Below are 11,585 nucleotides of genomic sequence, written 5' to 3'. Positions count from 1 at the left end.
ATAAATTCAGTCATTGCTGCCATAATTTTTGGAGGAATAACATCAAATGAATCATAATGCCCTTTAGGAATAATTAATACATGAATTTTTCTAGCTGGATTAATATCATTAAAAGCTAGAAAATTTTCATCCTCTAAAACAGTTTGATTTGGTATCTCACCTTTTACAATCTTACAAAATATACACATCACATTTCCTTAAAATTCAATAATAAAATATTATAACCAAACTCTAATAAATCTTTAAGTATAATCGCAAGAATATAGAAATAGAATAATAATTATTATTCAAAAAACAAGGGGAATTAGTGAAAGAGTGGATTGAAAAAATTAACAATGCAGCCTCACTTGAAGAGTTAGAAAACCTTAGAGTTGAAACTTTAGGAAAAAAAGGTGTTTTAACTTTAGAGTTTGCAAAAATGAAAAGTGTTCCAAATGAAGAAAAAAAAGCTTTTGCAAAGAATTTAAATGAGCAAAAAGCATTAATAAATGATGCAATTGATGCAAGAAAAATTATACTTGATAAAGAAGCATTAAATAAAAAATTAGAAGCTGAAAAAATTGATGTAACTAAATTCAATAATGAATTATCATCAGGTGCAAGTCATCCTGTTGTTGATACAATGGATAGAATAATTACATATTTTCAAAATTTAAATTTTGCTGTTGAAGAAGGTCCATTAGTTGAAAATGACTTCCATAATTTTGAAGCATTAAACTTACCAAAATATCATCCAGCAAGAGATATGCAAGATACTTTTTATAATAAAGATTACACTCTTTTAAGAACTCATACATCTCCTGTTCAAATTAGAACAATGTTAAGTCAATCTAAACCAATTAGAATGATTGCACCAGGAACTGTATTTAGAAGAGATTTTGATATTACACATACTCCTATGTTCCACCAAATTGAAGCTTTAGTTGTTGATGAAGCTGATAAAATTTCTTTTGCTAACTTAAAACATGTATTAGTTGAATTCTTACAACATATGTTTGGTGATGTTGAAGTTAGATTTAGACCATCATTTTTCCCATTTACAGAACCATCAGCAGAAGTTGATATTTCATGTGTATTCTGTAAAGGTGATGGATGTAGAGTTTGTTCACATACAGGATGGTTAGAAGTTTTAGGTTGTGGTATTGTAGATGAAAATGTATTTAAAGCAGTTGGTTATGAAAATAAATCAGGATATGCTTTTGGTTTAGGTGTGGAAAGATTTGCAATGCTTATACATCGAATTGGTGATTTAAGATCATTATTTGAAAGTGACACAAGATTATTAGGACAATTTAAATGATTATTACAAGAACATGGCTAGAAGAATTTATTGATATTTCAAAAATAGAAACTGACGATATTTGTAAAACATTAAATTCAATTGGATTAGAAGTTGATAGTTTAGAAAAAAACACAATTGCAGCAAAAGTTGTAGTTGGAAAAGTATTAGAAAAAGTTAAACATCCTGATGCTGATAAATTAAATATTTGTCAAGTTGATGTAGGTGAAGAAACTGTTCAAATAGTTTGTGGAGCTAAAAATGTTGATGCTGGACAATATGTACCTGTTGCATTAGTAGGTTGCCAATTAAGTCCTGATTTTAAAATTAAAAAAGCAAAATTAAGAGGTGTAGAATCAAATGGTATGATTTGTTCTTCAACTGAACTTGGTTTAGCTAAATTAAATGATGGAATTTTAGAACTTGATAATTCTATTGGAAAATTAGTTCTTGGAAAAGAGTTAAGAGAATATAAATTACTAAATGATGAAATTATTGAAATTGAATTAACTGCAAATAGAGGTGATTGTTTAAGTATTAATGGAGTTGCTAGAGAATTAAATGCTTATTATAATATTCCATTATATGAATTTGAAAAAAATGTTGAATATAATGATTTAGGTATTGGTCAAATATTAGCTATTGAAAATCATAAACAAATTGATTCATCTTTAACTTTTAAAGTAGTTGATTTTAAAGATTATAAACTTAGTGTTTTACATAAATTAAGAACTGCAATGATTGGAAAATATGAAGATTGCAATGATATAAAAAATACTATTAATTATATTACACATTGTACTGGTGTTATTTTAAATGCGTACAATAAAAAAATGTGTGTAGAAGAAAATGGCTTAAGTATATTAGAAATCAAAAAAGACTCTGATGGTTTTGATAATGTTTATGCAGAAAATCAATCATTAAGTAAAGTTGCAGTTAATCATAATGATATTGTTTCACAAAAAGAAGACTTTATAATTGAAGCATCATATATTAATCCAGAACTTTTATCAAAACAAGTATTTGAAACAAAAGTAAAAACTGGTGATGTTTATTATAGAGCATCAAGAGGTTCTGAACCAGATATTGAAAAAGGTATAGATTACTTTACTACTTTTGTATCTAAATATGGAGCATTAATATATAAAGGTGCTAAAAACTTTATTGAAGATATTGAAAAAACTGCAATTGATGTAAATATTGACAAAATTAATGCAATTATTGGACAAAAAATATCAAAAGTAGAAATAAAAAGAATTTTATCTTCTTTAGGTTTCGAATTTAAAGATACATCTAATAATGTACTTTCAATAAGAATTCCATTATTTAGACATGATATTAAAAATATTGCTGATGTTACTGAAGAGATTGTAAGAATAATTGGTATTGATAATATTCAAGCAAAACCATTAGCAATCGATGAAGTAAATAGAGTTAATAATACTACATATGATTTAATTAAGAAAAATAAATTAAGAGCAAAAGCAATGGAAAATGGTTTTAATGAAACATTAACATACGTTTTTGCATCAAAAGAATCATTAGTTAAATACTCATTTGAAACAGTAAAAGAAGAATTAGATATTTTAAATCCAATTGTAAAAGAATTAAATACATATAGAACAACAATTTTATTAAACTTAGTAGAAGCATGTGCTAATAACTATAAAATTGGTGCAAAATCTACATCATTCTTTGAAATTGGTGCAATATTTGATAGAAATAGAAATGAAAGTAAAAAAATATCTTTTGTGCAAACAGGTGCACTTGAACAAGAAGAAGTTTCAAATGCAGGGAAACCTCAAAATATTGATTTATTTAAGTTTGCTAAAAAAATCTTAAATACAATAGGAAAATTTGATTTAGAACCAATGAAAACTATTAATAATTCATTTATTCATCCTTATCAAAATGCAGATGTAATTGTAGATGGAAAAGTGATAGGATATATAAGTAAACTTCATCCAAGTGTATGTGAAGATTACAATTTATCAGATACATTTATTGCAGAAATTGATTTTAATGAGATAAAAAATGATTTAGTTAAAACAGTTTCTTATTCTAAATTCCAATCTTCAAAAAAAGATTTAAGTATTATTACTCCAAAAACTTTAGCATATAAAGAAATCAAAAACGTAATTAATGCTTTAGATGACAAAAATATTAAACAATTTAACCTAATTGATATTTATACTGATGATAAATTAGGTGAGAATGAAAGTTTAACAATAAGATTTGTTTTACAAAATGATGAAAAGACAATGGAAGAAGAAGATATAACAGCATCAATGAATAATATTCTTGAAGCATTAGAATCAAAATTATCAATTGGATTAAGACAATAATCTAATATTAAAGGAAAAAAGTGGAAAAGTTTAGTATAAAAAAATTAGACAAAGCATTTGATGTAGAGATTGACTCAATTGCTAGTGATAAATCAATATCTCATAGATGTGCAATGTTTTCACTTTTTTCAGATAAAACATCGTATATTAAAAACTATTTAACAGCTGAAGATACATTAAATACACTAAGTATTGTTGAACAACTTGGTGCAATAATAAAAAGAGATGGTTCTTCTGTTGAAATTACTCCAACTTCTAAATTAACTGAGCCAAAAGATGTTTTAGATTGTGGTAACTCAGGAACTGCAATGAGATTATTTTGTGGTTTATTAGCTTCGGTTGATGGTGCATTTACTTTAACAGGTGATAAATACCTAAGAGAAAGACCAATGAAAAGAGTTGCAGATCCTTTAAGATCAATTGGTGCTAATATAGATGGTAGAGAAGATGGAAATAAAGCTCCATTATTTATAAGAGGAGTAAAGGAATTAAAGCCTTTTTCTTATATATCACCTGTGGATTCAGCACAAGTTAAATCTGCAATGATTTTAGCAGCTCTTAGAGCAACTGGTATTTCAAAATATAAAGAAAATGAACTAACAAGAGATCATACAGAACGAATGTTAAAAGGTATGGGTGCAAAACTTGAAAATGATGATGAAGGATTTATTAATATTCATCCATTAACAAGTATGCTTAAACCTTTAAATATAACAGTTCCAACTGATCCTTCTTCAGCATTTTTCTTTGCAGTTGCTGCTGCTATTACTCCAAATTCAAGAGTATTGATAAAAAATGTTACTTTAAATCCTACAAGAATTGAAGCATATCATGTCTTAAAACGAATGGGTGTAACTGTAAACTTTATTGAAAAAGAAAATATATATGAACCAATTGGTGATATTGAAGTTATTTATAATCAACTAAATGCAGTTGAAGTAAAAGATAATATTTCATGGTTAATTGATGAATTACCTGCTCTTTCAATAGCAATGAGTTTAGCAAATGGAAAATCAAAAGTATGTAATGCAAAAGAATTAAGAGTTAAAGAATCAGATAGAATTTCTGCTGTAGTAGATAACTTAAAACTTTGTGGTGTTGATTATATTGAATATGAAGATGGTTACGAAATAACAGGTGGAACAATTAATAAAGCAACAATAAATTCAAGTGGTGATCATAGAATTGCTATGAGTTTTGCAGTTGCTGGATTAGTTTGTGATATGAATATTGTAGATACACAATGTATTGATACTTCATTTCCTAATTTTAAAGAGCTTTTAGACTCTTTATATAAATAAAGGTATTCAATGTTAGTAAAATTAGCCTCAAACTATGGCTTTTGTTTTGGAGTTAAAAGAGCAATTAAAATTGCAGAAGATTATAAAAACTCTTCAACAATGGGTCCTTTAATTCATAATCAAGATGAAATCAATAGATTAAAAACAAATTTTAATGTTGGTTTATATGAAAACTTAAGTGATGTAAAAGATAATGATACTGTAATTATTAGAACTCATGGTATTCCTAAAAATGACTTAAGAGATTTAAAAGCACAAAATGCGAAAGTAATTAATGCAACCTGTCCATTTGTTACAACACCACAGCAAATTGTAAAAAAAATGTCAAAAGAAGGTTATTCAATCTTAATATTTGGAGATAGTCAGCATCCAGAAGTTAAAGGTGTTCAATCATATGGAGAAGACCAAAATGATGTACATATTGTGTTAGAACCAATTGATTTAGATAAAATTATTTTTAAAAATAATAAAATTGCTACAGTTGCGCAAACTACTAAAAAGAAAGAAAAATATCTTGAAATTGTAAATACTTTAATTTTAAAAAACAAAGAAGTTAGAGTCTTTAATACAATTTGTGATGCAACATTTGAAAACCAAGATGCAGCAAGAGATTTATCAAAAGAAGTAGATTTAATGATAGTAATTGGTGGAAAAAACTCATCAAATACCAAACAACTTCACTCAATTTGTAAAGAGAACTGTGATGATTCATATCTAATAGAAAATGAATCTGAGCTAGATTCTAAATGGTTTTTGAATAAAAAAATATGTGGTGTAACAGCGGGTGCATCGACTCCGGACTGGATTATCCAACAAGTTATTGAAAAAATTGAATCATATAAATAGATAATTAAGCCTTCTTATTATATAATATTGCTATTTAATAAAACGGTAATATGAAGGAATAAAATGGGTATCGAAGATATTGATTTAGGTGAAGACTTTGATTTTGAGCAAATGCTTAATGAGTCTTTTGAGAATGCTGAGAATAACTCTGTAGTTGATGGTGTAATTGTTGAAATCTCTGGTGATAGAGTTTTAGTTGATGTTGGTCAAAAAGTTGAAGGTCAGTTATATTTATCTGAAATCACTGTAAATGGTGAAGTAAAATATAAAACTGGTGATACTATTCCTGTTATGTTAATGGGTAATAGAGGTGAAAGACCAAATATTTCACATAAAAAAGTACTTCAAAAAATTAAATTTGATGCTTTTGTTGAAAAACATGGTGAAAACGTTGAAGACGTTACAATCGAAGGTAAAATCATTTCTGTAAAACAAAGAGGTGGATTTATTATTGAAGATGAAGAAGGTTGTGAATATTTCATGCCTATGGCTCAGTCTTACTTAAAAGCAATTGGTGCTGTTGGTAAAACTGTAAAAGCTAAAGTATTAAAAGTTAATGCTGCACAAAATTCAATTATTGTTTCTAGAAAGAAATTAATTGAAGAAGGTAAAGCTATTAAAGATACAAGAGTTGCTGAAATCTTAGAGAAGAAAGAACCAGTTAACGGTATCATTAAAAAAATTACTTCTTACGGAATGTTTGTTGATTTAGGTGGAATTGATGGTTTAGTTAACTACAATGAAATCTCTTACAAAGGTCCTGTAAATCCTGCTAACTATTATAATGAAGGTGACGAAGTTACTGTTATTGTATTATCTTATGACAAAGCAAAACAACACTTATCATTATCAATTAAAGCTGCACTTTCTAATCCTTGGGAAGAAATTAAAGACGAATTAGAAGTTGGTGATACAATTACTGTAACTGTTTCTAACTTTGAATCTTATGGTGCATTTGTTGATTTAGGAAATGATATTGAAGGTTTATTACATATTTCTGAAATTTCATGGAATAAAAACATTAAAAACCCAAAAGAATTATTAACTTTAGGTGAAGAAATTAATGTTGAAGTTATCGAATTAAATGTTGATGCTAAGAGATTAAGAGTTTCATTAAAAAACTTACAAGAAAAACCATTTGCTAAATTCACAAAAGAACATAATGTTGGTGATGTGATTTCTGGTAAAATTGCTACTTTAACTGACTTTGGTGCATTTGTTACTATTGGTGATGTTGATGGATTATTACATAATGAAGAAGCTTCTTGGGAAACTAACGCAAAATGTAAAACATTATTCAAAAAAGGTGATGATGTAGAAGTTAAAATCATCAAAATTGATAGAGAAAAAGAAAATATCTCTTTATCTATTAAAGAAATTGCTGATTCTCCAGCTAAAAAATTCCAAGACGCTCACAAAATTGGTGATATCGTTAAAGGAACTGTAAAAGATGCAAAAGATTTCGGTGTATTCATTAAATTAGAAAATAATTTAGATGGATTAATTAGAAATGAAGATTTTGGTCCTTTAGAAGTTGAAGAAGTTAAAAATGGTGATGAGATTGAAGCTGTAGTTGTAAATATTGATACTAAAAGAAATAGAGTTAGATTATCAGTTAAAAGATTAGAACAACAACAAGAAAGAGAAGTTCTAAAAGCTGTTAATGACACTTCATCAATGACTTTAGGTGATATATTAAAAGACCAAATTAAAAATTAGGGATTAATTTAAAATGAGTAAACACACAATCGTAGTTTGTGATCATATACATGAAGACGGATTAAATATCTTACAAAATACTGAAGATGTTAATTATGTATATGCAGCAGATATTGATAAAACTGAACTTTTAAATGTAATTAAAGATGCTGATGTAGCAATTACTAGATCTTCAACTGATGTTGATGAAAAGTTTTTAGATGCAGCAGTTAACTTAAAAGCTATTATTAGAGCTGGTGTTGGTTATGATAACGTTGATATGGAAGGTTGTAGCAAAAGAGGAATCATTGCTATGAACGTTCCAACAGCAAATACTATAGCAGCAGTAGAATTAACAATGGCTCATATGTTATCTTGTATGAGAAAATTTCCTTATGCACATAATCAACTTAAAGTTGATAGAGTATGGAAGAGAGAAGACTGGTATGGTAATGAACTTTATGGTAAAAAATTAGGTGTTATTGGTTTTGGTAACATCGGACATAGAGTTGCGCTAAGAGCTAAATCATTTGAAATGGACGTAGTAACTTACGACCCATATATTCCTTCAACAAAAGCAACTGATTTAGGTATTGGATATACAAACAATTTTGAAGATATTCTTAAATGTGATATCATCACTATTCATACACCAAAAAATCAAGAAACAATCAATATGATTGGCGAAGAAGAAATTGCTAAAATGAAAGATGGTGTAGTTTTAATTAACTGTGCTAGAGGTGGTTTATATAATGAAGATGCATTATATAACAATCTTAAATCTGGAAAAATTGCAATGGCTGGTATTGATGTATTTATCAAAGAACCTGCAATTGATCACCCATTATTAGATTTACCAAATATTACTGTAACTGCACACTTAGGTGCAAATACAAAAGAATCACAAAAACAAATTGCTATTCAAGCTGCTGAAAATGCAATTGAATCTGCACGTGGAATAGCTTATCCAAATGCATTAAACTTACCAATTGATGAATCTAAGATTCCATCTTTTGTAAAACCATATATTGAATTAACTCAAAAAATGGCATTCTTAATTGCACAAAGTGATAAAAGCGAAATTAGATCTATTAATGTATCAGCAGAAGGTGAAATTTCTGAATACTTAGATTCTATTCTTACATTTGCTACAGTTGGAGCATTAGCTGTTTCATCTGGTGATGAAATTAATTATGTAAATGCAAGTTTTGTTGCAGAAGAAAAAAATATTGAATTAACTACTTCAGAATATTCTAATCATAGTGGATACCAAAATAAGATATCTATTAAATTAACTACAGCAAATGGTGTTCAAACTATTTCTGGTACTGTATTTAATGATGATGTTCAAAGAATAGTTGAAATCAATAACTTCTCATTAGACATTGAACCAAAAGGTAAAATGGTTATTATGAGAAACAATGACATTCCTGGTGTTATTGGAGAAGTTGGAAAAATCTTAGGAAACAATAATATTAATATTGCTGACTTTAGATTATCAAGAGGAAAAGATGGCGCTTTAGCTGTTATTTTAGTTGATGAAAAAATATCTACTGAAGTGTTAAAAAATCTTGAAAATTTAGAAGCAGCTATTTCTGTTTCTTATGCACAAATTTAAGGAGAACCTATGGCTTTAGGAATGAGTGATTTAAAAAAAGGTTTAAAGATTCAAGTGGATGGTATTCCATATAAAATCACAGACTATGCACATGTAAAACCTGGAAAAGGTGCTGCATTTGTTAGATGTAAAATTAAAAACTTTTTAAATGCAAAAACTATTGAAAAAACATTTCATGCTGGAGATAAGTTTGAAACTCCAGATTTACAACAAAAAACTATGCAGTTTTTATATGATGATGGTGAAATGTTACAATTCATGGATACAAATACTTATGAGCAAATTGGTTTAACTTACGATCAAGTTGGTGAAACTGAAAAATGGATTATTGATGGTATGAATGTTGATATGATGTTCTTCAACGGTAATGCAATTACAGTAGAACCACCAGCTACTGTAGAAATGAAAATTGTAGAAACTCCTCCAAACTTTAAAGGTGATTCACAAGGTGGTAAAAAACCTGCGACACTTGAGTGTGGTGCAGTTGTACAAATACCATTTCATTTAATCGAAGGTGATATAATCAAATGTGATACAAAAACAGGTGATTATTTAGAGAAAGTAAAATAGTAGCTTAGCTACTATTTTATCTTCTTTTTAAAAAAACTATCTTGTCTTCCCCTACATAATTTTCATGCATAATTTCAAAATCAATATTAATTTCATTTAAACTATTTAATCCTTTTTTTATCTTTGGACTTATAAGTAAAATTACAAAATCAATTCTCTCTTTTAAATTTTCTAATAAATTATATGTTCCCTCAACCATTACAAATTTATAATCTAAAAGTTTAAATAAATCATCAGATATAAAAACTTTTCTATTGGGAACACTAAATAATGGTATTTTATTATCAAAGATTTTATTTTTAGAATAAATAAAAACATCAGGACTTTTTCCTAAAATATATCTAGCATCAAGTGTAGGTTTATCAGTTCTTACAGTATTGCCACCAATAAGCATTAAATCTATTTTATCTCTTAAAGTATGGACATAAGCTTTTGCCCTATTTCCAGAAATTGCACCATCTACACTTCCATTTAATGTTTGTGCCATTTTATAAAAAACACAAGTTTTTTTCTGCCATATTTTAAATGGTTCTATAAGCTTATTTCCTTCATTTTCCAATATACCAATAGTTACTTCAATATCATTTGCTTTTAGTGTTTCTATGCCACCTGTAGCTTCATTATTAGGGTCTTTAATTGATATAATTACTTCTTTTGGTTTTAACTCTTTTAAAAGCATTGCACAAGAAGGTGTTTTACCAATATGATTACAAGGTTCAAGTGTTACATAAACTTTACAATCATGAAAAAAACCATTATGATTTTGAAGTAAATAATCATGTATTTTTTCAGAAGTATTTAAACTTTTTAATACTGAATTTGGATAAATTTTTAGGTATGCCGCTTTAAGTGCATTTACTTCAGCATGAGCTTCACCAGCAAGCTTATGTGCTTCAATACTTAATAAATGGTTATCTTTAACAATAACACAACCAACAGCTGGATTAGGATAGGTAAGAAGTTGATATTTCCAAGCTTCATCAATTGCTAATTTCATATAAAAGTTATTATCTATTTTCATGTATATATTTCACTAAATTAGTGATTTCCTTTATAGTATTAAAATAATTTTGATTTGTAGTATATATTAAGAGTAATTAATTAGGAGTTAAATTTTTAAGTAGTAATAGAGTTAAAACTCTATTACCATTGGAAATAAGTTGATGCTGATAAAATAGAACCATATTCTATTTTTTCTTCACCAAATTCAGTTTTTAAAACGATTTTATTTTCATCTGCAGATAAAAGTTCCCCTTTGAAAACTTCTGTTGCAATATCTTTTATTCTTACTTTTTCACCAATTGAGGCCATAAAGTGTTGTTTATTTCTTAGTTTTCTTTCAATACCAGGAGAGCTAACTTCAAGCTTATATTTTCCACCTAAAGGCTCATCTAAATCTAGTATTGGAGAAATCATTCTTGATACTTCAGCACATTTATCTAAATTAATACCATCTTTTGATGTGATACTAACTCTGTAAATATTATCATCATGTTCTCTAGCTGTAACAATATCATAGACTTGAACACCTAAACTTTCAACTGCTAATTTTATTGATTCTTCTAAATTCATTTTTCTTCACTTTTTGTTTTATTAATCTGTGCAAATAAAGCTTCGATATTTCTAGATTTTGCTAGAGATGTATCATTTTGGAATTTAAAATCTGGACATTTATACCAACCAGTACTAGCAAGTATATGTGATTTTAATCTTCCATTAGCTTTATTTAATAAAGATACAATTTGATTTATTTCATTTTTTTCATAATCTGAACCATCAAAATAAACAAGTGCATCATATTTACCATTTTTACAGTTTACACCTGTAATTGGTAATGAGTTAATTCTATTATCTGCTAAAGCAGAAAGAGCCTCAGGAATTAATTCCATAAGTAGAGACTCTGTTCTTTGTAAGTTAATGCTTTTCAT

The 11,585-nt window shown here is 27.5% G+C and carries 11 protein-coding genes; 7 read left to right on the top strand and 4 right to left on the bottom strand.

Annotated features, from left to right (window positions below):
- Window positions 1–188, bottom strand: a 188-nt coding sequence (locus ACERKK_RS00325; protein ID WP_373771070.1) for an HIT domain-containing protein, incomplete at its 3' end; no start/stop codon positions are given.
- 119 nt (window positions 189–307) lie between these two features.
- Here ACERKK_RS00325 and pheS point away from each other — a divergent pair.
- From pheS to efp, 7 genes are all read left to right on the top strand, one after another.
- Window positions 308–1,300 (top strand): phenylalanine--tRNA ligase subunit alpha, encoded by a 993-nt coding sequence (gene pheS, locus ACERKK_RS00320; RefSeq protein WP_373771069.1) that lies wholly within the window; start codon window positions 308–310, stop codon window positions 1,298–1,300.
- Entirely contained in the window at window positions 1,297–3,624 is a 2,328-nt protein-coding gene (pheT, locus tag ACERKK_RS00315; RefSeq protein WP_373771068.1) for a phenylalanine--tRNA ligase subunit beta, read from the top strand. The genes pheS and pheT overlap by 4 nt, the downstream gene beginning before the upstream one ends.
- 20 nt (window positions 3,625–3,644) lie before the next feature.
- Window positions 3,645–4,925, top strand: coding sequence for a 3-phosphoshikimate 1-carboxyvinyltransferase (gene aroA / locus ACERKK_RS00310; protein ID WP_373771067.1), 1,281 nt, complete (start codon window positions 3,645–3,647; stop codon window positions 4,923–4,925).
- Between the two features lie 9 nt (window positions 4,926–4,934).
- Window positions 4,935–5,771, top strand: a complete 837-nt coding sequence (locus ACERKK_RS00305; RefSeq protein WP_373771066.1) for a 4-hydroxy-3-methylbut-2-enyl diphosphate reductase — start codon at window positions 4,935–4,937, stop codon at window positions 5,769–5,771.
- Window positions 5,772–5,834: 63 nt separating this feature from the next.
- On the top strand, window positions 5,835–7,490 hold the full coding sequence (locus tag ACERKK_RS00300; RefSeq protein ID WP_373771065.1) for a 30S ribosomal protein S1: 1,656 nt from the start codon (window positions 5,835–5,837) through the stop codon (window positions 7,488–7,490).
- A 13-nt stretch (window positions 7,491–7,503) separates the two neighbouring features.
- Window positions 7,504–9,087 (top strand): phosphoglycerate dehydrogenase, encoded by a 1,584-nt coding sequence (gene serA / locus ACERKK_RS00295; protein ID WP_373771064.1) that lies wholly within the window; start codon window positions 7,504–7,506, stop codon window positions 9,085–9,087.
- A 9-nt stretch (window positions 9,088–9,096) separates the two neighbouring features.
- Window positions 9,097–9,657: an elongation factor P gene (gene efp, locus ACERKK_RS00290; RefSeq protein ID WP_373771063.1), complete on the top strand. Its 561-nt coding sequence runs from the start codon at window positions 9,097–9,099 to the stop codon at window positions 9,655–9,657.
- A gap of 16 nt (window positions 9,658–9,673) precedes the next feature.
- Here efp and ribD read toward each other — a convergent pair whose 3' ends face one another.
- The 3 genes from ribD to rbfA form a co-directional block, all read right to left on the bottom strand.
- A complete protein-coding gene (gene ribD / locus ACERKK_RS00285; RefSeq protein WP_373771062.1) occupies window positions 9,674–10,678 on the bottom strand; it encodes a bifunctional diaminohydroxyphosphoribosylaminopyrimidine deaminase/5-amino-6-(5-phosphoribosylamino)uracil reductase RibD in 1,005 nt (334 codons plus the stop codon).
- Between the two features lie 122 nt (window positions 10,679–10,800).
- Window positions 10,801–11,229, bottom strand: a complete 429-nt coding sequence (gene rimP / locus ACERKK_RS00280) for a ribosome maturation factor RimP (RefSeq protein ID WP_373771061.1) — start codon at window positions 11,227–11,229, stop codon at window positions 10,801–10,803.
- Window positions 11,226–11,585 (bottom strand): 30S ribosome-binding factor RbfA, encoded by a 360-nt coding sequence (gene rbfA / locus ACERKK_RS00275; RefSeq protein WP_373771060.1) that lies wholly within the window; start codon window positions 11,583–11,585, stop codon window positions 11,226–11,228. The genes rimP and rbfA overlap by 4 nt, the downstream gene beginning before the upstream one ends.

This window comes from Poseidonibacter sp. (assembly GCF_041821165.1).
Classification (GTDB): Bacteria; Campylobacterota; Campylobacteria; order Campylobacterales; family Arcobacteraceae; genus Poseidonibacter.
Note: the sequence above shows the minus strand (reverse complement) of the source record. Positions and strands in the feature narration are given on the sequence as shown.

Excerpts from the sequence above, each read along its gene's own strand:
- pheT (WP_373771068.1), top strand. The coding sequence starts at position 1,297 with ATGATTATTACAAGAACATGGCTAGAAGAATTTATTGATATTTCAAAA.
- ACERKK_RS00305 (WP_373771066.1), top strand. The coding sequence starts at position 4,935 with ATGTTAGTAAAATTAGCCTCAAACTATGGCTTTTGTTTTGGAGTTAAA.
- ACERKK_RS00300 (WP_373771065.1), top strand. The coding sequence starts at position 5,835 with ATGGGTATCGAAGATATTGATTTAGGTGAAGACTTTGATTTTGAGCAA.
- serA (WP_373771064.1), top strand. The coding sequence starts at position 7,504 with ATGAGTAAACACACAATCGTAGTTTGTGATCATATACATGAAGACGGA.
- efp (WP_373771063.1), top strand. The coding sequence starts at position 9,097 with ATGGCTTTAGGAATGAGTGATTTAAAAAAAGGTTTAAAGATTCAAGTG.
- ribD (WP_373771062.1), bottom strand. The coding sequence starts at position 10,678 with ATGAAAATAGATAATAACTTTTATATGAAATTAGCAATTGATGAAGCT.
- rimP (WP_373771061.1), bottom strand. The coding sequence starts at position 11,229 with ATGAATTTAGAAGAATCAATAAAATTAGCAGTTGAAAGTTTAGGTGTT.
- rbfA (WP_373771060.1), bottom strand. The coding sequence starts at position 11,585 with ATGAAAAGCATTAACTTACAAAGAACAGAGTCTCTACTTATGGAATTA.